Annotated in this window: 22 protein-coding genes and 1 pseudogene; 5 read left to right on the plus strand and 18 right to left on the minus strand. The window is 53.9% G+C overall.

The window, feature by feature from the left end; all coding sequences use genetic code 11:
* Positions 1–486 precede the first annotated feature (486 nt).
* From KQI75_RS13770 to KQI75_RS07370, 5 genes and pseudogenes are all read right to left on the minus strand, one after another.
* A pseudogene (locus KQI75_RS13770) lies at positions 487–1,290 on the minus strand (PSP1 domain-containing protein); the annotation flags it as partial.
* A gap of 51 nt (positions 1,291–1,341) precedes the next feature.
* Positions 1,342–2,322 carry a DNA polymerase III subunit gene (locus tag KQI75_RS07355; RefSeq protein WP_216470090.1) on the minus strand — a complete coding sequence of 327 codons (981 nt, stop codon included), beginning with the start codon at positions 2,320–2,322 and terminating at the stop codon, positions 1,342–1,344.
* 17 nt (positions 2,323–2,339) lie between these two features.
* Positions 2,340–3,704 carry an aminotransferase class I/II-fold pyridoxal phosphate-dependent enzyme gene (locus KQI75_RS07360; protein WP_216470091.1) on the minus strand — a complete coding sequence of 455 codons (1,365 nt, stop codon included), beginning with the start codon at positions 3,702–3,704 and terminating at the stop codon, positions 2,340–2,342.
* Positions 3,697–4,788 (minus strand): alanine racemase, encoded by a 1,092-nt coding sequence (gene alr, locus KQI75_RS07365; protein ID WP_216470092.1) that lies wholly within the window; start codon positions 4,786–4,788, stop codon positions 3,697–3,699. Before alr ends, KQI75_RS07360 begins: the two co-directional genes overlap by 8 nt.
* A 1-nt stretch (position 4,789) precedes the next feature.
* The gene (locus tag KQI75_RS07370) at positions 4,790–6,019 is read right to left on the minus strand and encodes a lipid II:glycine glycyltransferase FemX (protein ID WP_216470093.1); all 1,230 of its coding nucleotides are present in this window, start codon (positions 6,017–6,019) and stop codon (positions 4,790–4,792) included.
* Positions 6,020–6,555: 536 nt separating this feature from the next.
* On the opposite strand from KQI75_RS07370, the gene serC reads away from it, so the two are divergent.
* Complete coding sequence (gene serC, locus KQI75_RS07375) at positions 6,556–7,641, plus strand: 3-phosphoserine/phosphohydroxythreonine transaminase (protein ID WP_216470094.1); 1,086 nt, start codon at positions 6,556–6,558, stop codon at positions 7,639–7,641.
* A 27-nt stretch (positions 7,642–7,668) separates the two neighbouring features.
* Positions 7,669–8,835 carry a 3-phosphoglycerate dehydrogenase family protein gene (locus KQI75_RS07380; protein ID WP_216470095.1) on the plus strand — a complete coding sequence of 389 codons (1,167 nt, stop codon included), beginning with the start codon at positions 7,669–7,671 and terminating at the stop codon, positions 8,833–8,835.
* Positions 8,836–8,992: 157 nt separating this feature from the next.
* On the opposite strand, the gene KQI75_RS07385 is transcribed toward KQI75_RS07380, so the two are convergent.
* The gene (locus KQI75_RS07385; protein ID WP_216470096.1) at positions 8,993–9,721 is read right to left on the minus strand and encodes a GntR family transcriptional regulator; all 729 of its coding nucleotides are present in this window, start codon (positions 9,719–9,721) and stop codon (positions 8,993–8,995) included.
* 444 nt (positions 9,722–10,165) lie between these two features.
* Here KQI75_RS07385 and ybaK point away from each other — a divergent pair, with 444 nt between their 5' ends.
* Complete coding sequence (ybaK, locus tag KQI75_RS07390; RefSeq protein WP_216470097.1) at positions 10,166–10,645, plus strand: Cys-tRNA(Pro) deacylase; 480 nt, start codon at positions 10,166–10,168, stop codon at positions 10,643–10,645.
* A gap of 34 nt (positions 10,646–10,679) precedes the next feature.
* Here ybaK and KQI75_RS07395 read toward each other — a convergent pair whose 3' ends face one another.
* Positions 10,680–12,023: a D-alanyl-D-alanine carboxypeptidase family protein gene (locus tag KQI75_RS07395; protein WP_216470098.1), complete on the minus strand. Its 1,344-nt coding sequence runs from the start codon at positions 12,021–12,023 to the stop codon at positions 10,680–10,682.
* A gap of 122 nt (positions 12,024–12,145) precedes the next feature.
* On the opposite strand from KQI75_RS07395, the gene KQI75_RS07400 reads away from it, so the two are divergent.
* Both KQI75_RS07400 and KQI75_RS07405 read left to right on the plus strand, forming a co-directional pair.
* On the plus strand, positions 12,146–12,424 hold the full coding sequence (locus KQI75_RS07400; protein ID WP_216470099.1) for a DUF1294 domain-containing protein: 279 nt from the start codon (positions 12,146–12,148) through the stop codon (positions 12,422–12,424).
* 47 nt (positions 12,425–12,471) lie between these two features.
* On the plus strand, positions 12,472–13,746 hold the full coding sequence (locus KQI75_RS07405) for a dihydroorotase (protein WP_216470100.1): 1,275 nt from the start codon (positions 12,472–12,474) through the stop codon (positions 13,744–13,746).
* Between the two features lie 60 nt (positions 13,747–13,806).
* Here the strand turns inward: KQI75_RS07405 and rlmH are convergent, their stop codons facing one another.
* From rlmH to KQI75_RS07460, 11 genes are all read right to left on the minus strand, one after another.
* Positions 13,807–14,289 carry a 23S rRNA (pseudouridine(1915)-N(3))-methyltransferase RlmH gene (rlmH, locus tag KQI75_RS07410; protein ID WP_216470101.1) on the minus strand — a complete coding sequence of 161 codons (483 nt, stop codon included), beginning with the start codon at positions 14,287–14,289 and terminating at the stop codon, positions 13,807–13,809.
* The gene (locus KQI75_RS07415; protein ID WP_216470102.1) at positions 14,271–15,074 is read right to left on the minus strand and encodes an MBL fold metallo-hydrolase; all 804 of its coding nucleotides are present in this window, start codon (positions 15,072–15,074) and stop codon (positions 14,271–14,273) included. Before KQI75_RS07415 ends, rlmH begins: the two co-directional genes overlap by 19 nt.
* A gap of 63 nt (positions 15,075–15,137) precedes the next feature.
* Positions 15,138–16,406, minus strand: a complete 1,269-nt coding sequence (gene murA, locus KQI75_RS07420; RefSeq protein ID WP_216470103.1) for a UDP-N-acetylglucosamine 1-carboxyvinyltransferase — start codon at positions 16,404–16,406, stop codon at positions 15,138–15,140.
* A 237-nt stretch (positions 16,407–16,643) separates the two neighbouring features.
* Positions 16,644–17,750 (minus strand): hypothetical protein, encoded by a 1,107-nt coding sequence (locus KQI75_RS07425; RefSeq protein ID WP_216470104.1) that lies wholly within the window; start codon positions 17,748–17,750, stop codon positions 16,644–16,646.
* The gene (locus KQI75_RS07430; RefSeq protein ID WP_216470105.1) at positions 17,747–19,348 is read right to left on the minus strand and encodes a hypothetical protein; all 1,602 of its coding nucleotides are present in this window, start codon (positions 19,346–19,348) and stop codon (positions 17,747–17,749) included. Before KQI75_RS07430 ends, KQI75_RS07425 begins: the two co-directional genes overlap by 4 nt.
* Positions 19,345–20,340, minus strand: a complete 996-nt coding sequence (locus tag KQI75_RS07435; RefSeq protein WP_216470106.1) for a hypothetical protein — start codon at positions 20,338–20,340, stop codon at positions 19,345–19,347. The genes KQI75_RS07430 and KQI75_RS07435 overlap by 4 nt, the downstream gene beginning before the upstream one ends.
* Before the next feature lie 18 nt (positions 20,341–20,358).
* Complete coding sequence (locus KQI75_RS07440; protein ID WP_216470107.1) at positions 20,359–20,895, minus strand: NUDIX hydrolase; 537 nt, start codon at positions 20,893–20,895, stop codon at positions 20,359–20,361.
* Positions 20,896–21,093: 198 nt separating this feature from the next.
* Positions 21,094–22,416 (minus strand): S-layer homology domain-containing protein, encoded by a 1,323-nt coding sequence (locus KQI75_RS07445; RefSeq protein ID WP_216470108.1) that lies wholly within the window; start codon positions 22,414–22,416, stop codon positions 21,094–21,096.
* 212 nt (positions 22,417–22,628) lie between these two features.
* The gene (gene glgA, locus KQI75_RS07450) at positions 22,629–24,056 is read right to left on the minus strand and encodes a glycogen synthase GlgA (RefSeq protein ID WP_216470109.1); all 1,428 of its coding nucleotides are present in this window, start codon (positions 24,054–24,056) and stop codon (positions 22,629–22,631) included.
* Positions 24,057–24,183: 127 nt separating this feature from the next.
* Entirely contained in the window at positions 24,184–25,314 is a 1,131-nt protein-coding gene (glgD, locus tag KQI75_RS07455) for a glucose-1-phosphate adenylyltransferase subunit GlgD (RefSeq protein WP_216470110.1), read from the minus strand.
* A 14-nt stretch (positions 25,315–25,328) separates the two neighbouring features.
* A complete protein-coding gene (locus KQI75_RS07460) occupies positions 25,329–26,537 on the minus strand; it encodes a glucose-1-phosphate adenylyltransferase (RefSeq protein ID WP_216470111.1) in 1,209 nt (402 codons plus the stop codon).
* Positions 26,538–26,653: the final 116 nt, after the last annotated feature.

The raw sequence follows: 26,653 nt of genomic DNA on the forward strand, positions 1-26,653 counted from the left end.
GAAAAAAACGCCTGCCAATTGCCTTGGCAGGCGTTGCTCTCGTTATGTTTCCGGCGTACCGGATTTGTTGTCCTCCTTGGGCCGTCTTCTCGGACGGCGGCGGCGCGGCGGACGATGCGCATCGACAAAGTCTTTGCCCTCCTGCGGGCGGCGCTCATTTTGTGCCGGACGGTTTTCTCCCTGTTCGGCATTTTTGTTATTGCGCTCACGGTGCGGACGGCGCGGACGGGATTTATGCTGCTTGTCGCCGTTTTTTGCATATTTTTCCCGCTTTTCTCCGTGCTCTCCGCCCTGCTTTGCCGCAGCTTCTGAAGGCTTGCGGCGTTTTTTCGGGCGTTCGGAACGGCGATTTTCCTGTGGCTCGCTGTGCGCGCCCTCGTGCTGCTCCTGCGGCTCGATGCTGTCAGTCAGCTTTTCCGCAACCTTCGGCGCAGCTGCCGGCTTTGCCGACATCGGACGCGCAGGACGGCGCGTTCTGCGTCCTGCCTGCAAGACCTGACAATCTGCACACGCATACACGCGCGGCGTGTCCGGATCGTCCTCCAGCTGTACAGTGCACTGTCCGCGCAGCATGGCGTTGCTGAGCACCACACCGATGCCGTCCGGTGTCTGCACCGTGGAATCTATGCGCGGTGTCACGCGCGCCAATTCTTCATATGCCTCCTGCTCATATTTCAGGCAGCACATCAGTCTGCCGCAGGTGCCGGAAATTTTTGTCGGATTGAGCGACAAATTCTGCTGTTTTGCCATATTGATAGATACCGGCTGAAAATCGTCCAAAAACGATGCACAGCACAGCGGTCTGCCGCAGATGCCCAATCCACCCAGAACCTTCGCCTCATCGCGCACGCCAATCTGACGCAGCTCGATGCGGGTGCGAAAGACCGATGCCAGATCCTTGACCAGCTCGCGGAAGTCTACACGGCCATCCGCTGTGAAATAAAACAGAACCTTATTGAGATCAAATGTATATTCGACGGAGACCAGCTTCATATCCAGCTTGTGCTCCGCAATTTTCTTTTCGCAAATCGCAAAGGCTTCCTTTGCGCGCTTTTGATTGGTCTCTACGACCTTTTCATCCGAATGTGTCGCAACGCGCAGCAGCTTTTTGAGTGGCTTGGTGACCTCGCCCTCTGCAACATCTCTGTTGGCAATGGCAACTTCTCCATATTCTACGCCCCGTGCCGTCTCAACGATGACATGCTGTCCCACTGTTGTCTGGATGCCGCACGGGTCAAAATAATATACTTTTCCGACTTCTTTGAATCGGACGCCTATAATCTGAGCCAAATTTGTTCCTCCTACATCTCGCCAAAGCGGCGAAACGCTCTCTCATAAAATCTATTGTATCCGCTCAAAGCTTCCGGCGGCAAGACATCCTGTCAGCAGCGCCATGCTCGGATTGCGGGAAATGCGTTCGTCCAGCTCTCCCATCCAATCATACAGTGCGAGCAATTGGCGCACGGTGAGCGTTCGGCTCACCGCCTGTGTCTGTTCGGACAGAGCCGGAAGCAGCGGGGACGGTATGCCGCGCGCGCAGAAAATCGCATCGCGCAGTGCGGTGCGCAGCGCTGTCAGCACATGAGAAAACTGCTGCCGCGATAAGCCGGAGCAGTTTTCTGCCGCCTGCAGCAGTCCCAGCTCTTGCCTGCACTCCAATGCACGCAAAAATTCGCCCGCCAGCTGCGTCATTTCTTCCGCCTCATCGCTGAGTGCCGCCAGCGCGTCACCCGCGATGCCCTGACAGCCTGCGGCGGCGCATTGCAGCACTGCGCTGTCTTTATCCGGATACTGTCGGCGCAGCAGCTGCATGACACAGCCGGTATCCAGCGGCACCATGGCATATTGCGTGCAGCGCGACAAAATCGTCGGCAGGATGGCACTTTCATTTTCCGTCATCAAAATGAAAAACGCATATTCCGGCGGTTCTTCCAGCAGTTTGAGCAGGGCATTTTGCGCCGCAGCGTTCATGTTCTGCGCATGGCGAATGAGGAAAATGCGGCGGTCGCTGTCGCCCGGATACACGGCACATTCCGATCGAATGCGGCGTGCAGTGTCCACTTTAATTTCCGCATCGCCCGCATCAATGCAGGTGACATCGGAATGATAATTTTGCTCGACCTTTCGGCAGGCGGCACACTGTCCGCACGGCTTTTCTCCCGTGCTCTCACACAGCAGTGCCATCGTCAGCACGCGTGCCGCGGTCAGCTTGCCGATGCCTTTCGGACCGGTCAGCAAAATGCTCTGCGGAAAGCGTCCGTGCAGGGCATGCTGCCAAGCTGCTTTCAATTCTTCATTTCCCAGCAAACTGGCAAACGTCATAACGGTTCCGCCTTTCCTCAAAAATCACCGTCCATCACGCAGATGGATGCAGTATCAGTATACCATCCGTCCCGCAGAAATTCAATGTGAACTTGCCGAATCCGCTCTCCCGGATATACAAGCGGCACGCCGGGCGGATACGGCGTAATCGGCCGCGCACAGATTTTTCCGGCGCTGTGCCCCAACGGCACGGTTGTTTTGGCGCCAAACCACGCCTTTCGCACCGAGCACACGCGCTCCGGCTCCGGAAACGGCAGCGGCTGCCGATGCGGCTTGGAAACGGCACAAAACCGCTTGTCGCGCAGCGCGCCCATAAGCCGCGCATAATCGCGTTCGGTGTCCGCGCCGGTGCAAATGCACACGAGATAATTGGCGTCCGCCATCTCGGCATCAATCGCAAAATCCGCATGCAGTATCGCGGAAAGCTCCTGTCCCGTGACATTGGTGTTTGTACATCGAATGGTCAGCCGACACGGGTCAAGCGGTGCCTTTTCCTCTGTCAGGGTATCAAATGCGGTTACCTGCGCAATCTCCCGCCGCAGTGCCTGCACCCGCGCGGCACACTGCGCATACGCCTGTGCGCCGTCGCCTTCCAGCCAAGCCCGCGCCAAGTCAATGGACGCGAGAAGCAGATACGATGGGCTGGACGTGCCGAACAGCGGTGCCGTCTCCAGCAGCGTGTCAAACGGAATGCGGCCGGACGAGAGCAAAATCGCGCTTTGTCCCCATGCGGGCAGTGTCTTATGTGTGCTCACCGCCGCCAAATCCGCGCCCTGCTCGATGGGAGACGGCAGACCAACCGCCTTGCAATGGGCGCCATGCGCCGCATCGACGAGCAGCGGCACGCCGTGCGTATGACAAATCTCCGCCAACTGGGGAATATTTTGCAAAATACCATAGTAGTTCGGGCTGGTCACCAAAACGGCGGACGCCTGCGGGTTCTGCCTCAGCGCATGTTCCACATCTTGCGCGTCAAGCAGTCCCGGCATGCCGTCCAGCGGCTCCGGCACGACAAACACCGGTGTCAAATCCAGCAGTGCCATCGCGTGCGTGACGGATTTGTGACAATTCCGATCTAAAATCAGCGTGCCGCCCTCTGGCACAGCCGCGCCGATCGCCGTCATCAGCGCCTGCGTCGAGCCGCCCGTCAAAAACAGACAGTCACGGGCGCCATAGTATCGCGCGGCATCGCGCTCAGCGGAGAGAATCGGTTCATCTCCCTCATACAAATTGCCGGTTCCCTCGATTTCCGTGTAATCAATCGGAAACGGAAAATTCAGCTCCGGCAAAACCGGACGGCCTTTGTGTCCCGGCATATGAAAACGGGCGGCCTTGCGAGCCGCCTGTTTCCGTAATTGTTCGTACAATCTTGCGTCAGACATATTCCTTGGTTACCAGTGGGCTGAGATACAGCGGATTGACATCGAGAATCGCCGTGTCACCGTTTTTAATATCCAGTCCTGTCACATCGCAGGATACATGGCACAGACCCACATGTCCCAGCACGCGGACGCGATGTCCGGCAATGCTGATGTAGATATTGCCCTTGCCCCTGCCGTCTTCCAAATCGTTCTTTACATAACGCATGACATCGCGCGGACGGAACAAATCGCGCTTTTTTTCCACGGAAAAGCCGTCTGTATAGCCGACCGGCACAACCGCCACGCGTGTAGTGTCCTTTGCGACATAGCCCGCGCCATAGCCAAAGGTGTGACCCTTCGGCACGGTGCGCGTCTCAATGACGCGGCTTTCGAGATAACCCAGACGGGACAGTCCATATTTTGCGCCGCCAACAATGCGTCCGGTAAACGCAGAGCCGACGCGAACCGCGTCCAGCATCATATCGTCATAGCGGAACACACCGTTGGAGTTTGCCGCATGGCGCATGCCGACACAAATACCGTCCGCTTCCAGCTGGCTGATGATGTGGCACAGCTGCTTATACTGTCCGCGCGTTGCCGCCTCATCGGCAAACGAGGAGTGAAAATGCGTATAAATACCGGTCACCTGCATGCCCGGGCACGCAGTATACACTTTTTTAATCTCCGCATACTGATCCGGCAAAAAGCCGTAGCGTCCCATGCCCGTGTCAATCTTGACATGCGCCTTTGCCTGCATGCCGCAGCCCTGTGCAACTTCATTCAGGCACTGCGCTGCCTCCGGCGAACCGACCGTCGCAATCGCGTTCGCCTGCACGACCTGATACGCTTCATCCGCCATCGCAGTGGAGCGCATGACGAGAATGTCTTCCTCGGTATAGCCCCAATCGCGCAAGCGCTGGGCGTCCTCCGGCTCGGTCACGGCAAACATGCGGATGCCGGTCTCCTTCAAGACCTCTGCCATCTGCTTCATGCCAAAGCCGTAGCCGTCTGCCTTGAGTACGGCAAATACCGGCACGCCCGCCTTTTTCTCAATGATGCGGGCATTTTCCTTGAGCTTTTCCCGCTCAATCACGAACTTTTTCATGTTACTTGTTCTCTTCCGGCTTCTTTTCTTCTTTCTTTGCCTGCGACTCGCCGCGATGATCGCCGGTCAAATTCTTCGGCTTGGAAGTATCCAGCGCAGCGTTCTTCTTCAGGAAGCGCTTGCGGCGCAGGTTGCGATAGGTGCTCTGACCGTGTACAACGGCAAAGTATATCGGCTTGTTGAATACCAGATCATATTCGCCGACAAACTGTACCAGATCGCCATTGAAATCCTTCTTGAAGCGGTACAGACCGTACAGCGGGTTATCCGGTGTCAAATCGCCGGAAACGCCGCGGAAGTCATAGATGCGGCACTTCTTCTCCAGAGACCACTGAATCATCATCCACTGCAATAAGTAGTTCGGCATCAGCTTGCGGACGTCAAATTCCTTGGTGCCGTTTGCGGATGCGCCGTACAGATACCAAACCTTGTCGCCGTAGTAAATCGCAAGCGTACCTGCAATCGGCTTGTCCTCATAAAATGCCATGTACAGACGGGCATTGTCCCCCATCGCATCCAGCATCTTATTGAAGTAGCTTGCCGGACGGGTGACGAAACCGTCACGCAGGCCGGTTTCCAGCATCATCTTTGCGAAAAACGGCATCATTTCCTTGCCAACCAGCTTGATCTTGACGCCGCGCTTGATTGCCTTGCGCACCTTGGTACGGGTATCCGTCTTAAAGTGCATGATGGCGTCCTCGCCCTGCGTGTCGTCGACAGTGATGTCGAATGCCTCGCCCGGCTCAGCGGTATAAATCTTCTTGGCGTTCATCTCGGAGACGTCCAGACGGAACACGAAGTTCGGCTGAATGCCCTCAAAGTTCTTGCCGTCGCCGGTGGCATTTTTAAAGCCCAGATGCTCCAGCTCCTTGATAAACTCCTTATCCTCAATCGAAACGTCCGGATCAATCTTAAGCACGTAAGAATGATACTTCTTCGCCAGCACGCGAGCGCCCTCGATGAGCTGCTCCATGGTTGCGCGGTCATGCGGATCGCAAACCGGACCGCGGCAGCCGTACATCAGTGTCCACGGCATATGCGGCAGGTTGCGGATGAGCACGGCGAGAGAGCCGCAGATTGCGCCGTTCTCGTCGCGAACGATGACTGCTTCCCACTTCCAGTTATCCTTCAGGTTCGCCCACTTCTTGGACTGCGCGAAATGGCCAAACGGGTGGCTCATATTAAAGGCTTCGTATTCAGCCAGCGTATTATCATTTACAAATTCAAACATTTCCATCCTCCTGATCTGATTGGAACAGAATTTCATACTTATTTCCATTATAACACCGGAACAAACGAACGTCTATGCGCGTTCCGGCATATTTTTTAATTATATGCCATTTCTGCCGTATGTACAAGGTGCAATCATCCGTATTTTCAGATGTTTTGTGCCGGATCTGGGTGCATGTTACCGAAGGCACGTGCCGGCTCCTGCCGTCCTCCGTGAAATTCCATTCGCAGCCACGCCGCACAGAACGTCATATCCGAGCAAAAAATTTGCAAAATCTGAACAACTTTGCCGTTTTTTTGTCATTCTTTGCAGGCACGATTTGTCTCCCTTGCAAAAATAGACAAAAATTTCCGCTTTCGCACGCTAAATTACAGCAGTCGGATGAAAAGGAGTCTGGCGTCTTGACAACCCCGCCTCAAATGCGATTTAATAAGAATGTCAGTTTGAACGAACTGGTAATATTATCTGATTACATAGGGACCGATATATGACTCTTTTTTATCCCTATGTACCGTTGAAAGGCAGGTATCACTCTCATGTCCGAAGGAAGAATTTATAACTTTTCGGCTGGCCCGTCCATGATGCCGCTGCCGGTCCTCGAGAAGGCCGCAGCAGAAATGACCAACTATGGCGGTTCCGGCATGTCAGTTATGGAGATGAGTCACCGTTCAAAGTACTACGACGATATTATCAACGGTGCGCAGGACGTTCTGCGCCGCGTCTATAATATCCCGGACAACTACCGCATTCTGTTTATGCAGGGCGGCGCAACCATGCAGTTCTCTGCGGTTCCGCTCAACCTCATGGTAACCGGCAAGGCAGATTACGCCATCACCGGCAACTTCGCACGCAATGCATACAAGGAAGCAAAGAAGTTTGGCGACATTCACATCGCTGCAACCTCTGAAGCTGACAACTTTACTTGGGTTCCGACCCCGGATCAGCTGGACATCCGCCCGGATGCAGATTACTTCTACATCTGCGCAAACAACACCATCTTCGGTACCGAATGGCACTACGACCCGAACGCAGGAGATGTTCCGGTTGTTGCTGACATGTCCTCCAACATTCTGTCCAAGCCGGTCGACATTTCCAAGTACGGTATGATTTATGCCGGTGCACAGAAAAACATGGGCCCAGCAGGCATGGCAGTTGTCATCATTCGCGAGGATCTCATGGGTCACTACCGCGAGAACATGCCGGTTCTGCTGGATTACCAGCTGATGGCTGACAAAAACAGCATGTACAACACGCCTCCTACGTACTCCATCTACATGATGAAGCTGGTCACCGAATGGGTCGAGCAGATGGGCGGTCTGGAAGCGATGGCAAAGAATGCGGATCTCCGCAGCAGCATGCTGTATGACTATCTGGATTCTACCGATTTTTACAAGGGTGCTGCACAGAAGGCTTCCCGTTCCCGCATGAACGTCACCTTCCGCACCGGCAACGATGAGCTGGATAAGAAGTTTATTCAGGAATCCATCGACGCCGGCATGACCAATCTGAAGGGTCATCGTCTGGTTGGCGGCATGCGCGCTTCTATCTACAATGCTATGCCGATCGAGGGCGTTGAGTACCTCATCGACTTCATGAAGAAGTTCGAGAACAACAACAAGTAATGTGCTTGTAAAGGAGATTTTTCTGTCATGCATCAGGTAAAACTGTTTAATAAGATTTCGAACGCAGGTCTCGATCTGCTCAAGAAGGATTCCTACGAGTATTCGGAGGATTTGACGGACTATGATGCGATCTTAGTTCGTTCTGCCAAGCTGCACGATCTGGAGTTCCCGAAGGGACTCAAGTGCATCGCCCGTGCCGGCGCCGGTGTCAACAACATCCCGCTCAAGAAGTGCACGGAAAAGGGCATTGTCGTATTCAACACCCCGGGCGCAAACGCAAATGCCGTAAAGGAACTGGTTCTGTGCGGTCTGCTGCTGTCCTCCCGTGACATCATCGGCGGCGCAAACTGGGTAAAGACCCTCGCAGGCAACGGCGACCAGATCAGCGCACTGGCTGAAAAGGGCAAGTCGAACTTTGCCGGTCCAGAAATCGCAGGCAAGACGCTGGGCGTCATCGGTCTGGGTGCCATCGGTGTCCGCGTGGCAAACGCTGCCATCGAGCTGGGCATGGATGTCATCGGCTATGACCCGTATCTGTCTGTCAATGCTGCTCTGAACATCCAGCGCGGCGTAGCTTATACCGCAAACCTCAACGACATCTTTGAAAAGTCTGACTACATCACCGTACACGTTCCGCTGATGGATTCCACCCGCGGCATTGTCGGCGAGGAAGGCATCGCAAAGATGAAGGACGGCGTTCGCATTCTCAACTTCGCCCGCAACGGTCTGTGCGACGAGGATGCTGTCATCGCAGGTCTGGAATCCGGCAAGGTTGCTTGCTACGTGACCGACTTTGCTTCCGAGAAGCTGCTGGCACAGCCGAAGGCAATCTGCCTGCCGCATCTGGGTGCTTCCACGCCGGAGAGCGAGGACAACTGTGCGCGCATGGCTGCCGAGGAACTCATCGAGTACCTCGAAACCGGTACCATCCGCAATTCCGTCAACTTCCCGAATCTGCGCGTACCGCGTGAAGCAAACATTCGTATCTGCATCATGCATCGCAACATGCCGAATCTGATTGCACGTCTGTCCACCACGCTGTCTGACCGCGGCATTAACATTGAAAACATGGGCAGCCGTCCGCGTGACGAAATCGCTTACACCATCATGGAGACCAACAACGAGTTGACTCCGGAGACAAAGGCTGCTCTGCAGGCTGTAGAAGGCGTTATTTCGTTCCGCGTTATCGAGTAATCATATCTTCTATATAATGTACTAACCGCAAAAGCGCCGCTTCCTTCACGGAGGCGGCGCTTTTGTCTTGTGTGCGCAGCAAAAAGCAACAGCCCCGCACATTTCTGTGCGGAGCTGCCGACAAAGAGAGATAGAAAAAGTTAGAAAAAAACAAAAATTATTTTTCGCGGATACGCGTTACAGAAAAATTGAAAATCTCGCTGCGGAGATAGTCTATGGTATACAAGACCGGATTGCCGCGGGAGTCAAAATGCTGCTGTTCCATGCCGAGGATCTGCATATCCTGCTGTTCTCCGCGCAGCTGGACAGCCAGCGGGTCATCATGCTTTGGAATCAGGATGTGCGCCGAGGAGCGGCTGACAAAAATGCCTTTGCGGTTCTCAAAGTAGAAAAACAACGAATCCGGCATGTGCATCGGGTCTAATTCATCCGCCAGATATACCGGCATGTAATGCATGCTGCAGCAAATCGGATCGCCGCTCTTGGTATAGCGCGTGCGATTGACGTAAAAAACATTGATGCCGGACTTGACGCCGAGCGCCGATGCCACCTCACTGGACGGAATGGTGAGTCCGGTTGTATAGCTGGAGCGTCCCTCTGCGATGCCAGCCTGACGAATCATTTCGCTGATCGCGCACAGGCGCGTCAAGTCATTTTCCGCCTTGGCGGACACTTCCATGAGGAAGGTGCCGACGCCATGCTTGGAGTAGATAATGCCCTCTCGCCGAAGCAGTTCCAGCGACGCACGCCATGTTTCGCGGCTGATTCCGAAGTGCTGTGCCATTTTGGTCTCGGACGGCAGGCGTTCTCCTGCCTGATAGATTCCCTCGCGGCACATAACCATAAATTCTTCTTTTGCCCGCAGCGATGATGACATGCGTTTCATTTCTAACCCCTTTCTGCTTGTCTAGACCTATTTTCTCTCTGGTATAGACTTCTATGTTACCTTGTCCAACCTATCGTTTGCAGAGGTACATGTTGGAGCGGATATTGTCTGCTTTTATTCTTGTTGTACTTAGTATATCCCGTTCCGGACAGAAAGTAAATTCGCAGTTTACACAAAATGCGGGCACGTGCACACAGCACTTTTACTAATTATGTGCGCGTGCACGCAATTGCTTTGCGTGCACATTTGTGTCTTCAAGATTGTTATTTTTTCGGCATTCTCCGGCGTCCGGCGCGGCATACAACCGCACGCAGTTGTCGGACAGGTATACTTCGTTCTTTTTTGCGGCTATTTTGCGGTGTTTTCGCAAAAAACGCTGTCTCTTCCGCTGTTTTGGTGTATAATAGCAGTATCATTCCATACAACAACAGGAGGTCTTTCTGTATGGCTGAAAATAAAACCAACGCGATGCGCATGCTGGATCGCGCAAAAGTTCCCTATACGCCGCACACCTACGAAACCGACGGCGAACACGTCGACGGCATCACGGTTGCCACATCCATCGGCGAACCGCTGGAGCGCGTGTACAAAACCCTCGTGACCGCAGGCAAATCGGGCGGACACTATGTCTTTGTCATTCCGGTTGCGGCGGAGCTGGATCTCAAAAAGGCCGCAAAGGCTGTCGGAGAAAAATCCGTGCAGATGATTCACGTCAAAGACATCAACAAGCTCACCGGATATATTCGCGGCGGCTGCAGCCCAATCGGCATGAAAAAGCAGTTTCCGACCGTTCTCAGCGACTCTGCGCGCGATTTGCCGACCGTCATTGTGTCCGGCGGACGCATCGGCTTTCAGGTTGAGCTGGAGCCCAACGCACTGCTCAAGCTCATCCGCGGTCAGTTCGGGGACATTGAGGTAAAATAAAAAGCTGGAACCCATGGGTTCCAGCTCCGCTCCGTCAAGGTCTGCTCTGCTTTTTCTTGTGGCGCTTGCGTTGATGATACAATCGGATGGAAAACAGAATGACGAACATCAGCACAATGGCGCAAACCACAATGCTTGCACCGAGGATGGCGTCCTGTGCGAGCTTGGGCAGATGGCTCAGCTTCTGCTGCATCGACGCAGCAACTCCCTGCTTTTCCGACTCGGACTGTGTCTGCACAGCCTGTTCCTGCTTCTCATTTTTGTCATCCATCACAGGAAGCATCACGGTTGCCAACGGCGCTGAACCGTCCAATCCGGTTTCTTCCTGATATGCTTTCCGGCTGTTTTCCGCAACCGAGATTTGCAGCTGCACACCGGACGGTGTTTGGGCGCAGGCGTAAGACAAATCTTTTTCCGTCATGCTCGATGGCAGGCGCAGAGTAACAGCCTGAAGCTCCGCTTCATCCAGTTTTCCGCCCGTTTTTTTGACTGCTTTTTTTGCCTGCTTTTCAAATGCATCTGTCGGCACCGTCAATTTCGGATACGCGCTCTCTGCATAATTGAGCAGCGCGGTTGTCTCTGTGAAAATACCATTCTTCACCGGACAATTGAGCAGCGTGACAATCATATTGCTGCCGTCGCTGGTCTTGGCACAGGCAATAAATGTGTTGTGTGCCTTGGTCGTCCAGCCGGTCTTTGCCGCATAAATACGCGCATCATAAACCGGACTTCCCTGCTCCAGCGCATTCACCTTGGTCTTAATCTGCCAGCCTTCCCCAATCACGTTGTCTGCCGGCAGCGTATACGTGACAGATCCCGCATATTTGGCAAATGCCGGATATTTATTTGCCGCTTGGGTGATAATGGCCATATCGTGTGCACACGTATAATGCCCATCGGCATCCAATCCGTTCGGATTCATAAAATGCGTGTGTGTGCAGCCGAGCTCCTCTGCCTTTGCATTCATCATGGCAACGAAGTTATCCACGGTACCGCCTACAGCTGCTGCGAGGATGTTCGCCGCATCGTTTGCGGAATAAACCAGCATACAATACATCAGCTCGTCCAGCGTCAGATTCTCACCGGCCTCAAAGCCAATGCGCGTTGACGCCAAATCAACCGTCGCCAGCGCCTCATTGGTCGCGGTCGTCGTGCCCTGCAAATCGCTGTTTTCCATGGCAACGAGCGCTGTCATTGTCTTGGTGATGGATGCCATCGGCAGCTGTGTGTAGGCATCTTTTTCATATAAAATTTCTCCCGTGTCCGCATCCATGACGCACACACTTTGTGAAGTCGTCTGCGGCGCTGCAGCGAGTGCGCTCATGCTGCTGCACAGCAGAAGTACCGCCATCAGGCAGGCGGCAATTTTCTTACCCATGTATGTCCCTTCCCATCTGAATTATGTTTTGGTTTGTACAAAACCACTCTTTATGATACACGATAACCAGCAAAATAACAACCATACCGCTATCTTTTTAAGATTATTCACGGAGATTTCACATGATTTTGATTTTTTGGCTCTTGCTGGTCAATTGCATTGGTGCTTTCGTCACGATACACGATAAGCACGCAGCCCAGCGCGGCGCATGGCGCGTGCCGGAAAAAACGCTGTTTGCGCTGTGCATTCTCGGCGGCTGCCCCGGTGTCTATTTGACGATGCGCACCATTCACCACAAGACCAAGCACCGGCGATTTATGATTGGCATTCCGCTCATCTTTGCGGTACAGCTCGCCCTGTTTGCTTGGCTGTGTTATCAGCACACACCGGTTTTGCTGTAAGCAAAAACCGATTCACCCCCATGATATACCATACAAGGAGGTCTTTTATGCTACTCATTCAAAACGGCACCGTTCTCGATCCATATACTGAGACTTGCAAAAAACTGGATATTCTCATTGACGATGCCGGCATCATTCACCGCATCGCACCCACCATTCCTGCGAACTATATCGAAGATGTCTATGATGCATCCGGCTGCATGATTTCTCCGGGTCTTGTCGACGTACACGTACATTTCCGCGACCCGGGACAGACGGAAAAGGAAGATATTTACACCGGCGCCGCAGCAGCAGAGGCGGGCGGATACACCACGGTTGTATGCATGGCAAATACCAAGCCGACCTGCGACAATCTGGAAACGCTGCAATACGTGCAGGATAAAGCGCGCCATGTCATGATTCACGTGCTGCAGGACTGTGCCGTCACCAAGGGATTGGGCGGCAAGGAGCTGGTTGATTTTGAAGCACTGCATGAGGCAGGCGCTCCGGGATTTACCGATGACGGCGTCAATTTGACCAGCGGCAAGCTGTGTTTAGAGGCCATGCGCCGCGCCAAGGCACTGGGCGTTCCGCTGTCGTTCCACGAGGAAGATCCGGCGTATGTCCTGTCTCCCGGCGTCAACTACGGCAGCAAAGCCGCAAAGAAATTTGATGTACTCGGCGCAATGCCGTCCTCTGAGGAAGAAATGATTGCCCGCGACATCGAGCTCGCCCTGATGACGGGCGCGCGCGTTGCGTTCCAGCACATCAGCTCCGCCAAATCCGTTGCGCTGATTCGCGCCGGCAAGGCGCGCGGTGCGGACGTGCACGCCGAGGCAACCCCGCACCATCTGGCACTGACACAGGATGACGTGCTGACCTACGGCGTCAACGCCCGCATGAATCCGCCGCTGCGCACGGAGCAGGACCGTCAGGCACTCATTGCAGGTCTGGCAGACGGCACCATTGACATGATTGCCACCGACCATGCACCGCACACCGCGGAGCAGAAAAACAAACCGTTTGCACAGTCCATGTCCGGCATTACAGGTCTGGAAACCGCCTTTTCCGTGCTGAACACCGCGCTGGTTTGCGCCGGCAAGCTGACGCCGATGCAGCTCATGCGCTGCATGAGCCAAAATCCGGCGCAGTTCTACAACCTGACCGGCAAATCCATCGAAGAAGGCAACCGTGCCGAGCTCATGATTGCGGACTGGAACGCCGATATCACGTATACGTCGTATCGCTCCAAGTCCAGCAACACACCGTTTACCGGCAAGCCGCTCAAGGGCGAAATCAAGGGCATCGTGTGCGGCACGTACACCTCGCTCAAGCAGAAATAACCCCATGCATACAGCAAAAAATCCGGAGACATCGCGCGATGTTCTCCGGATTTTTTTGCGTTACTTATGATATTTTCCGCCAGATGCGATATTGAGCGCCCGATACAGCTGTTCCAGCACCATCACGCGCGCCAAATGATGCGGAAACGTCATCGGTGACATGGACAGCCGCAGCTGCGCGGATTTTTTGAGGCTTTCATCCAGTCCGCACGAACCGCCTATCAGCACACTGATGTGCGACACGCCGCTTCCCATCCATTTGCTCAGCTTATCCGCAAACTGTTCACTGGACAGCGTACCGCCCTCAATGCACATGGCAACCACGGCACTGCCTGCCGGAATTTTCGCGCGGATCGCCTCCGCCTCTTTGGCAAGTGCCGCGTCAATCTGCGCCTGTGACGGGCTGTCCGGCAGCCGCTGCTCGGTCAGCTCTATGATTTCCAGCTTACAGTAGCCTTTCAGCCGCTTTTCATACTCGGCACATGCCTCCCGATAAAATTTTTCCTTGAGCTTGCCGACACAAATCAACCGAACATGCAGCATGGCGCACCCTCCTCTGTCAGTGGTATCGGCTGCTCCATCGCGCCGCGCGGCGCAACATATACCTCGCAGTCCGCGCCGCGCAGCGCCCGCTGCGTGCAGCGCAGAGCAGCCAGCGGATTGTTATTCTTATCACTCAAATGTGCGAGCACGAGCCGTTTTGCGCCGTTTTTGACGGCCTTCAGTGCGCCATCCGCACACGCTTCGTTGGAAAGATGGCCGAGCTTGCCGCGAATGCGCTGCTGCAGGTAAAACGGGTACGGACCATGTCTGAGCATATCCACATCATGATTGGATTCCAGCACAACGGTATCACAGCCGCAGATGGTCTGCTGTACCTCGTCTGACAAAAAGCCGGTATCCGTCACATAGCCGAGCTGATGCCCGCCGCCGTCAATGCGATAGGCAACCGGCTCTGCAGCATCGTGAGAAATCGGCATCGACTGCACACGCAGACCGTCCACGAAAAACGTCTCTCCGCCCGCAAAGAGACGGAAATTCTTTTTTGCCTGCGGCAGCTTTTGCAAAATTGCCGCTCCGGTGCCAAATGTCGCATACACCGGCAGCTCATATTTTTTTACAAAGGTCGCCAAGCCTTTGATGTGGTCTGTGTGCTCGTGTGTGAGCAGCACCGCAGACAGATTCGGAATCTCCATATCAATGCGGTGCAGCGCCTGATTGAGCGCGCGCACCGACACGCCCAAATCAATCAGCACAGAAGTCTCTCCCGACTGCCACACGGCGCAATTTCCCGACGAGCCGGAAGCCACGGAATAATAAAAACTCATTGATATCCCCTTCGACAAAAATGGGGAACTGCCTCGGCAGTTCCCCCGCAAAGCTGCAAGAGCTTATTCGTTTACTCGTTCCATCTCGCCGCCGATGCCGCACACCTTTTCGACGAGCTTTTCATAGCCGCGTTCCACATAACCAATGTTGGAAATTGTTGTCACGCCCTGTGCCGCCAAACCGGCAATCACCATTGCCGCGCCTGCGCGCAGGTCATGTGCAACCACATCGGTGCCAAACAGATCCGGCACGCCTTCAATCACAGCGGTTTCTTTAAAGACGCTGATGTGTGCACCCATCTTTTCCAGCTCCTCCGCATAGCGGAATCGGTTCGGCCAAACACCCTCTGTGATATGGCTGGAGCCGTCCGCCAGCACCATAGCAGCCGCCATCTGCGGATGCATATCGGTCGGGAATCCCGGATACGGCATGGTCTTGAGATTGGTATGACGCAGCGGACCATTGCGAATGACGCGAATGGAGTCGTCATACATTTCAATTTTCACGCCCATGTCCTCCAGCTTGGTGCCGATGCACTCCAGATGCTTCGGAATGACATTCTTAATGAGAACATCGCCGCCGCAGGCTGCAACCGCCGCCATGTAGGTACCGGCTTCAATCTGATCCGGAATAATCGAGTACGTGCCGCCATGCAGGCTTTCCACGCCGTTGATGACGATTTTATCTGTACCGGCACCCTTGATATCAGCACCCATCTGATTGAGGAAGTTTGCCAAATCTACGATGTGCGGCTCCTTTGCCACGTTTTCCATGACGGTCTGTCCCTTTGCAAAGACAGCTGCCAGCATGACGTTCATGGTCGCGCCAACCGTGACAACATCGAAATAAATATGGCTGCCGACCAGACCCTCCGGCGCAATGGCCGAGATAAAGCCTTCCGGCTCCACGCGAACATAGCTGTTCAGACGCTCAAAGCCCTTGATGTGCTGATCGACCGGACGAATGCCGCCGAAATTGCATCCGCCTGGCATCGCCACGCGGGCATGTCCATATCTGCCCAGCTCCGCACCGATGAAGTAGTACGATGCGCGCAGACGCGTCATGAGCTCGAATGTCTCCGGACTTTCCAGATCCATGGTGCCCTTTTCGGTCTGAATGGTTGTTTCATCCAAACGGGTGATTTTCATGCCCATCTTTTCGAGAATCTCGAACTGCAGCATGACATCGACAATATTTGGAACATTTTTAATAATACACGGCCCATCAACCATCAACGTTGCTGGGACGATAGCAACAGCAGCATTTTTTGCGCCGCTGATCGTCACTTCGCCGTTCAGCGGATGTCCGCCCTTGATGATATATTTCTCCAACGAAACCTTCTCCTTAAAATCCTAACTGCCAGGATAGTTGTTTCCCCAGTTAACCTCTATTTACCCTTTACGCATGTGCGGATTCCGAGAATACCCGTGTCAGCACATGTATACGAATAATATGTTAACACAACTATTACAAGAACGCAAACGATTTTTACACATATGCTGATTTTCCCCGCAAAAAAACAGTTTCATCAGGAAAAACGCGTCATTTTGGTACGGAATGCACAAAAATCATCCCTCTGCGTCCCAGATATCTGCCGCGGCATCTGTTGCGTTTTGCTGTGTTGCAGCATTGGATGTGCTTTGCTCCGTGCCGTCCTCCGGCATCTCCAAGTCCGGCAATGCGTCATCCGCATCGGCATCGTTTGCCGTGACGCCGGTTCCGGAACCGGCGTCTGCTGCACTGCCGCTTCCTGCCTCCGCTTCATCGCCGGTCTGACTGGTTTCACCGATGCTCTCCGCCGTGACAACTTCTCCGGTCATAATATTGAGCAAATAGTCGCCCTGATCCGTCGAAAAGCGCCAGCATGGAATGGTCGCAAAGCGGCCGCCGCTGCGATCCGACAGCACATATGCCGCCTGCACGCGGAGAATCTGTCCCGCACCGCTTTTTGCGCCGAGGAATTGAAATAGTGCCTGCTGCTCGGAATAGGTTTTCAGGGCGCGGATTTCCAACGGCTGCGCCGTGCCTGTGCACCAAGTGCCCGTAATATAGAAAATATTATTGGGCGCAATGGCAACATCCAAGCTGCATCCAATCAACTCCGTGTCATAGATGTTTTGCTGCACACTGACCGAAAATCCATTGTTGTCCTGTGTCGCAGCGATTTGCTTCCGAGAGACGGAAAATCCCGCCGTCTTCAGCAAGTTTTCCACAACCTCAGCCGCCTGATCGTTGTCCTGCGGCACTTCTACATCCGACAGCTGCACATCTGCATCCAGTTTTCCGGACTGCGACCACGATACCGTTCCATTGTCGCCGCTCCAAACCACTGCGCTGCCCTTTGCTTGGGTCTTGATGTCTCCGCGCAGCAGCGTCTGCGCCAACTGCTTCTGCACGCGTTCGTCCGCCCGCAGCGTATACGCCTGCGGCGCGTGTTCCATCGTCCGGTACACACTGGATCCGCACAGCACGCCCTGCTGTGCGAGCATGCTGTCCATCTGCTTGTGCATCTGATGCTTGAGCACAGCGTCATATCCTTTGACACAGCCCAGCGCCAGCAGCAGCACAACATTGACCGCAAGCAGCACGGCAATGACCGCGTTCCTCACGCCGCTCCACGGGCGAATCACGCTCGGTTTCGGCTGTTTTTTCCGCCGATTGTTCCGCAGTCTCACGATGCACCACCTCCTTGAATCAGATGGTCAAAGTCCTGCATCACAACGGTGATATGATCCGGTGTCCGCGTCCGATTGACCGCGTCCTTCGCATCCTCCTTGCCATATTGCAGGACATACCACTGCGGCGAGACAGCCGTGCCGGTATTGTCATACCAAGCCGTTGTTCCCGTACTGCCTGCAGCACTGTCCGCATCCGAGGTATCATCCTGCATTTCGTCCCACGACAAATCCGCATCGCCGTCCTCTGCGCTCCAAGCTGCATCCGCCGCATCGCTCGCAGCGGACGCATAGGCATCGCTCCAGTCGTTTGCGGTTTCCTTTGCCGGATCGACATAGCGCAGGCTGAGGATCGCATCCGCATCAAACGCCAGCGATGCCGCCGCCTGCTTTTCCGGCATGACGGCAATGGTCTCTCCGGTTGACTGACAGGTGCGCAAGGCAAGCTCTGCATGGGTGAGCATGCCGTTGTCAAAGGTATAGCGCGCCAAATATCCAGCCGCCGCATTGTCCACCGGCACGCCGTTTATCTGCATGCCATACACGACAATATATTTGCCGCCATCATCGGTGTACGTCTTTTTGAGTGCCGGAACCGCACCGCTGCCGATGGCTTCCAATATCTCACCGGTCAGCCGGTATGCCGTCTGCACATCCTGCTGGTACAATTTTTGTCCGTGCGCCGCGCTCACGCCGATGCCGGTTCCGTCATAAACCGCCGTGCCATCGCCGCCCAGACGAAACGTATGTTTGCCTGAAACATATATCGTTTTTCCGCCCGATGTGTACGCATGCTGCACGGCATCCTCTGCCTGCAGGCCGAACGCCGTGAGCACTTGTTCTATGCCGTCCTCTCCGGTGTACGGCGCAAACGACATCACATCGAATTTCATGCCGCCTGCGTTATACAGGACATCCGGCGAAATTGCCGCGGTCTTTTCGTCCACCGCAAGACTGCATCCGTTCGGTTCAAACTGCTCGACAGCGAGCCGAAAATCCTCGTCCTGCACGGAAGTATCCGTGCGTTTGATGGTTCCGCTGCTGCTGTCCCGAAAATACAGCTGATACCCGTCTTTGCTCTTGCTCAGAAGCACGGTTCCCAGCGCACAATCCGCCAAATTCTTTGTGTCCGAACAGCCGAGCCAATTGGCAATCATTGCAGCCGGAACCTGCCCATCATACTGCATCATCAATATCTGATTGCTCAGCGCCCGACTATATGTCTCCATCGTCGTTGTATACGGCTTGGATGCATGAGACAGCGCCTGCATCCAAACATCCGCCGTCTGCTCATACGCCTGCTTTACGCCGTCCATGTTGTATTCCACGCCGAATACACCGTTCTTGCTGCGCGAAGCAAATCGAATCGGCATGGTTCCCGCGGCGTCATCGGTCTGTGTCTGTTCCGACGACAGCAGCCAATGCGGCAGAGAGAGTGTATGCTGCGGCAGAACCTCCCGCCACAAAAGCACGCTCTGCACCGGTATCGCCGCAAGCAGGACAACCAGCACGCCGTTGCGCAGCAGATGCTTGTGTCGCGCAAACCAGCGCGTCTTTGCACGGCGGGTGCGCCTGTTCGGCAACTGTTTCCGGCTCATTGCTCCCTCCTATCCGAAGGCGTCACAATTGCCGCAAACAAGCCCGGCTCCAATGTGGCGAACGTGACATCCATCGTCGCATGATTTTGGCGCAGCTTGCCGCGAATTAAGCTCTGTTCGGCGGTTGGCATCGGCACATCATGAAAGACATCTTCAAAACAAAGCGTTTTGCCCGCTTTCATCTCTGTGCCGAGCAGCTGCTCCGCCATCAGATTGATTTCAAGCACCTTGCCGTCCGCCTGAAACAGCACATAGCCTTCCTGCAAAAACGGCAGCAAAATATTGAGTGCCGTGCGGTCTCTGCCCTTCCGTTTCTTTTTTTCCGGCGCATACAGCGCTGCCGCCATCGCTTCCCAATCGCCATGCGGCACCAGTGCTTGATTGTTGCGTTCCCGCAGCTCCTGTGCGGTGTGCGCGGCACAATCCGAAAAGGACTTTGCCAGCCCCCAGCTGATGCCCGCTGCGGCAAGCAGACTGAGCACCAGTCCCGCCAGCAGCAAAACTGCCAGACGCGCCATCAAAGCGCGCATACTGCTTCCATCGTCCTGAATATCCAAAATCAGCGCGCTTTCGCCGGTAATCGGAACCGCAACATCCATCTTCGTCGGCAGCAGCGGCATGGCATCTCCCACGCCGCCGCCCATTGCGGTGACGATATTGTCCGTCATAACGGCGTTCTCATCGCCCGCCAGACGGTCTCCCGTTGCGGCGTCCCAAATCGAATAGCTTCTGCCGGAGCCGATGCGCAGCTGTCCGGCATAGGCGCTGATAATTTTTTCCGTTTCAGCGGCAGCACTGTCTGCGGCGCCCGTTGCATTTTCGTTCATTTCTGACAGCAGGTCTGTTGTGAGCACCTGAGAAACCTCCGTCTCAAACTGCTGTTCGGCATAGCGCGCCATGCCGAACAGCAGACAAACGGACACAATGACAAGCGCCGCCGCCACGGCCACCAGCATACTTCCCGTCAGTTTTTTCTGCAATGATTTTCGCATGTATGATATTCTCCTGTCTTACAGCCCCATAATCAGCATTTTGCCGACAGCTGCAACGGTTTTTGCATCGTGAATCTCCCCCGATGCCACGCGCTGGCACAGCTCCTCAAACGGCATACGCACAATTTCCACAAATTCGTCCGCGTCCGGATGACATGCGCCTTGTGCCAGCTCCTTGGCGCAGTATAAATACAAACGCTCATCCATAAATCCCGGAGACGGCCAAATTTCTCCCATGGAAATCATCTGTCCTGCGGTCAGTCCGGTTTCCTCGGACAGCTCCCGCCGGCCTGCCTCTTCCGCGTTTTCCGGACCGCGATCCATCTTTCCCGCCGGAATTTCCAGCGTTGTCTCTGCATACGGATAGCGATACTGGCGCACCAGTGTGACCATTCGATTCTCGTCTATCGGCAGCACGCCGACGCCGCCCGGATGCTCACACACCTCACGAATGCACGGCTCGCCGTTTGGCAGCAGGGCATCATCTACGCGGACGGTCATAATCTTTCCGTGAAAAATATAATTGCTGTTTACTCGCTTTTCTGTCAAGTCCATCCCTAAAACTCCTTTTACAGCACAGCCTTGTGCGGCTGTTTTTGCCGATGATAACTCAGTTTTCAGTATAAAAGCAATGGTACGCTTTGTCAAACGGCTAACTGTATATTTTATCCTCTATTTTTATGTTTTTTCTGTGCACAAACAAAAACAGGACTCGGTGTGTACCGAGTCCTGCCCAATGGCTGTGTATACTGCTTAGCCCAGATAGTTCTTCATCATGGTAGCTGCTTCTGCACGCGTTGCATTGCCCTGCGGATCAATGCACAGCTTGCCGTTCACGGTCTTGCCCTTGATGATGCCCTTTTCCTTTGCCCAGATGACTGCATCCTTTGCCCAGTTGGAAACCTTTGCTCCGTCTGCAAAGTTGTTCAGATCTCCGGAAACCGCCGGTGTGCCGGCATGTGCGTACAGCATGCGCGCCAGCTGCTCACGGGTGATGTTGGTATTCGGACGGAACATGCCGTTTGCGTATCCGGTGACAATACCGTTCTGGCTTGCCCACAGAACTGCGTTGTAATACCAGCTGCCCTGTGCCACGTCGGTAAACTTCATCTCTCCGGAAACCGCCGGGCTGCCAGCCTGTGCGTACAGAATCTGTGCAATCTGTGCGCGGGTCAGCGGCTCATTCGGTGCAAAGCGGTAGTTGCCGACACCCTTCATGATGCCCTTGTCATATGCGTACTGCACATAGTCCAAGAACCAGTCGCCGGTGTTGACATCGGAGAACAGGTCAATGACATTGCTGGAATTCGGATTCGGCACAAATACATTGATTGCCGTTTTCTTGCCGCTCACCTCAACGGTAACGGTGGTCTTGCCGTAATTAACCGGATAGATGCCAACCGTGCCGGCGAGATCTTCTGCCTCGACAATATTGTTGTTTGCACTGATGACCGTTACTTCACGGTTTACGGTCGTGTTCTGCGGATTGAACTGCACATCATAGAATGCAGAAGCGTTTTCCTGCTTTTCAATGGTCACGCCGGTAACCTTCTGGCCGTTGCCGTCTACCAGCGAAATGCCGTTGAGGCCGACTGCCTTCTTGACGATGGTGAAGTTCTCTCTGCTCTTGGTGGAAGAAACAGTGTTCCACTTGTTATTTGCATAGTACTGCGTATAGAACTCAATTGCATACGTGCCTGTGCTCATTCCGTCGGTGTCCAGCGGAAGAACGCTGGTATACAGACCCTCTTCAGCCTCAAATGCTTCTACAAAGGTGTCCAGCGCCTTGTTTCCCTTATACAGCGTGCAGACATAGCGCTGTCCGCCGCGGCCGTTGTCGTACTCAACCAGTGCGAAATTGATGGTATTGCCGGCAACAACGCTCTGTCCCTTTACCGATGCACCCAGCTTGATGTAGGAATAGTCCTCTGCCGCCACATTCTTCGAAATTGCAGCGCCCTTCTGTACAGCCAGCTCACCGGCAGCTTCTGCGGTGTCTGCGGCAAATGCCGGAGCCGTTGTCGCCAGCATGCCCAGTGCGAGAAGCAGGCTTGCCACTCTCTTTTTTACGCTCATTGTTATGTCCCCTTTCGACACATTTTTTTACCGCTTTATGCGGTGGTTTACAAAAAGTAGTATACCACACTTTTTATCCAAAGGAAATACTTTTCTCAGATTTTATAAAAAAAAAACGCGCAAAATATTTATATTTATATGTGATTTATACCTTTAAGATACAAGTTGCCTAAAAGAGAGGCTACCACTGCCTCTCTTTTCTTGTTTTTTCGTCAAATGCCCTGATACAGGTCGATGTATGCCTGTGCAGAACGATCCCAGCTAAAGTCGCGGTTCATAGCATTGCACTGCATCTGGCGCCATGCCTTCTGGTCATGACGGAACAACGCAGCAGCTTCTTCAATGACATGCAGCATCTCATGTGCATTGTAATTTGCAAACGAGAAGCCGGTGCCCTCGCCGGTAAACTGGTTGTACGGCTGTACGGTGTCCTTGAGTCCGCCGGTCTCGCGCACGAGCGGCAGGGTGCCATAGCGCATAGCAATCATCTGCGCCAGACCGCACGGCTCGAACAGAGACGGCATCAGGAACAGATCACAGCCCGCATAGATCTTATTTGCCAGATCTGCCGAGAACATAATGTTGGTCGAAATCTTATCCGGATGCTCCCACTTTGCACGCATGAACATCTGCTCATAGTCATAATCGCCGGTGCCGAGCACGATCATGCGCACATCCTTTTCCAAGATGTCATTGAGCACGCACTGTACCAAGTCCAGACCCTTCTGGCTGGTCAGTCTGCCGACCATGCCGATGACCATGGTTTCGTCCGATGCTTCCAGACCGCACATCTTGAGCAGCTCCGACCGGTTGACCTTCTTGTCATCCAGCGAGTTGATGCCATAGTTTTTAAACAGATGCGGGTCTGTCTCCGGATTGAACGCATCGACGTCAATGCCGTTGACAATGCCGCAGACCTTTCCCTGATTCCAGCGCAGGACGGCATCCAGACGGAAACCGTAAAACGCGGTCTGAATTTCCTGTGCATACGTCTGCGATACGGTTGTCACGCGGTCAGAGCAAACAATGGCAGCCTTCATCAGGTTGACATCGCCGTCCTGCTGCATAAAGCCGTTCTGGAAGTGATGGTCATCAATGCCCAAAACGTAATCCAGAATTTCGCGGCCGTACTGACCCTGGAACTGGATGTTGTGAATCGTAAAGACGGTCTTGATGTTGCTGTACCAAGGACGGCAGTTGTAATCCAGTCCGTAGTACACCGGAACGAGTGCCGTCTGCCAGTCATTGCAGTTGATGACATCCGGATGGAAATCAATGGCAGGCAGCATTTCCAAAATTGCGCGGGAGAAAAAGGCAAAGCGCTCCGCGTCATCATACTCTCCATATACGCTGTTTCGTGCGAAATAGTACTCATTATCCAAGAAATAGTACTTTACGCCGTCCGATTCATACACAAAGATGCCGCAGTACTGGCTGCGCCATGCAACCTGCACATACAGATTTCTCAGGTAGTACATCTTATCGCGCCACTCCGGCTTAATCTGGCAGTACAGCGGGCAGATCACGGCAACCTCGTGTCCCTTTGCCGCCAGCGCCTTCGGCAGAGAACCTGCCACATCGCCCAAACCGCCGGTTTTGATAAACGGCGCTACCTCGCTTGCTGCGTACAATATCTTCATATTTGATATCCTCCATGTCAAAAAAAGAGAACCGGGAGAACGATACCATCCGTTCCCCCGGCTGGTCCCGGAGCAATGATTCGTTTTTTCACCCGCACCCGAGATTATATCTCTGTATTGTTTTTGCTTATACGGTCGCGTTCTTTGCGATTGCTACCGGATAGGTTGCGCTGCCCATCATCTTGCGGTTCTCGCGCACGGTAACGCCCTTATCCGTTACGACATACGACAGCTCAACACCCTCGCCGATGCTGCTGTTCGGCAGCACGATGCTGTCCTTGACAATGGCATCCTTCGCAATGGTGCATCCGCGGAAGATGATCGAATTTTCAACCGTTCCTTCGATGCGGGAGCCGTCTGCAATCAGGCTGTCGCTGACCTCCGCATCTTCGCCGTAATACGTCGGTGCTTCATCGTAAATCTTGGTCAGAATCGGACGGTTCTTCAGGAATACCTGATCGCGAATGTCCTTGTCCAGCATATCCATCGATGCAGAGAAGTAACCCTTGACGTTTTCAATCTTTGCGGAATACTTGTCAAATACATAGCCGTGAACCTTATCGCCGCGCTTGAACACATGCTGCATCGCATCGCGCTCAAACGAGCGCAGGTTATGGGTCACACAGTCGGACAGCAGGCTCTGCAGGTACTTGCGCTTCATGATGTAAATGCCCATGCTCTTGTACTTGCACTTGCCGCCCATGTTGTCGCCGTTGCGGATGTCCTCTACCTCATGGCGCGGGGACAGATCGAGGAACATATCAAAGGCGCCGCCTTCCGGATTCTTTGTGCAGACGATGGTGACATCTGCCTCCGACTTCTTATGTTCCTTCATGACTTCATCCAGCGGAATGTTTGCCACGATATCTGCGCTGCAAATCAGCACGTGCTCGCTCTTGTTCTTGTTGAGCATGTCGCTGATCGAGCCGAGTGCCTCCAAAGAGGTACGATAGTTTTCTGTTACCAGCGGCGAAGACTTCGGCGCAAATGCGTTCGGCGGAAGCAGGAACATGCCGCCGCGCTTGCGGGACAGATCCCAATCCTTGCCGGAGCCGAGGTGATCGAGCAGCGACTGATACTTGTCGCGCATCAGAACGGCTACCTGATAACAGCCAGAGTTCACGAGATTGGACATCATAAAGTCAATCACGCGATAGCGGCCGCCAAACGGCACCGACGCTACCGGACGGTGCTCGGACAGCTCGCGCAAGTCATTATTGCCATCAAATCCAATGATAATTCCCAGTGTATTTTTCATTCTTGTTCTTCCCCTCACTCTGCGTCCGGAATGTCCTGATCCGGCATTTCCTTTGCCGCTACAATGGCATTCTTGCCGATGGTGACGTCCGGTCCTACAACTGCAACGCCCCAGTTATCTCCTGCTTCATCCGGCGTATTGCCGATCTTTGCGCCTGCACGGATATGTGCGCCCTCTGCGACAATTGCGTACTGTACAACAGCGCCCTTGTCTACAACGGCACCCGGCATCAGAATCGAATACTCAATGGTTGCGTCGGTGTCAACCGTAACATTCGGGAACAGAACAGAATTGGTAACATTGCCTTCGATTTCGCAGCCCTCAGATACCAGAGAATGCTTAATCGTTGCGTGCTTGCCGGTAAAGTGCGGTGGTGCGGCGGTGGTACGGCCATAAATGCGCCAGTCGTCGTCCTCCAGATCCAGACCGGAGTTCGGGGACAGCAGATCCATGTTTGCTTCCCACAGAGATTCGATGGTTCCTACGTCCTTCCAGTAGCCGTCGAACTGATAGGTCTGCAGATTCTCGCCGTTTGCAAGCATTGCCGGAATGATGTTCTTGCCGAAGTCATTGGAGGAATTCGGGTCGTTCTCATCGTCAATCAGATACTTGCGCAGCTTGGACCAAGTAAAGATGTAAATGCCCATCGAAGCGAGGGTGCTCTTTGGATGTGCCGGCTTCTCCTCGAACTCATAAATCGAGCCGTCCGGATTGCAGTTCATAATACCGAAGCGCTTTGCTTCTTCCAGCGTAACGTTGAGTACTGCGATGGTTGCGGCAGCATTCTTTTCCTTGTGCTGGTCGAGCATCTTATCGTAATCCATCTTGTAAATGTGGTCGCCGGACAAAATCAGCACATATTCCGGATCGTACTCGTCGATAAATCCGATGTTCTGATAAATCGCGTTTGCTGTGCCCTTGTACCACTCGGAACCGCTGCCGTTCTCATACGGGGACAGAACGGATACGCCGCCGTTCAGGCGGTCGAGATCCCAAGTCTGACCGTTTGCCAGATATACATTGAGTTCGTGCGGCTCATACTGCGTCAAAACACCGACGGTATCAATACCGGAGTTTACGCAGTTGGACAGCGGGAAGTCAATGATGCGGTATTTTCCGCCGAACGGAACCGCCGGCTTTGCAACCTTTGTCGTCAGTACATACAGTCTGCTTCCGCGGCCGCCGGCCAGCAGCATTGCGACACATTCTTTCTTCCTTACCATTTTTCTGCTCCAATCTTTGTTAAATTTTAGCTTTTCCTCTGCACGCAGCCAAGCTGCCTGCAGCGTTTTCTCAGAAGATTTTACGTTCTTCTGCCTGAAATTCCCACTCTATCAAA

Source organism: Butyricicoccus intestinisimiae, from assembly GCF_018918345.1.
Lineage (GTDB): Bacteria > Bacillota > Clostridia > Oscillospirales > Butyricicoccaceae > Butyricicoccus_A > Butyricicoccus_A intestinisimiae.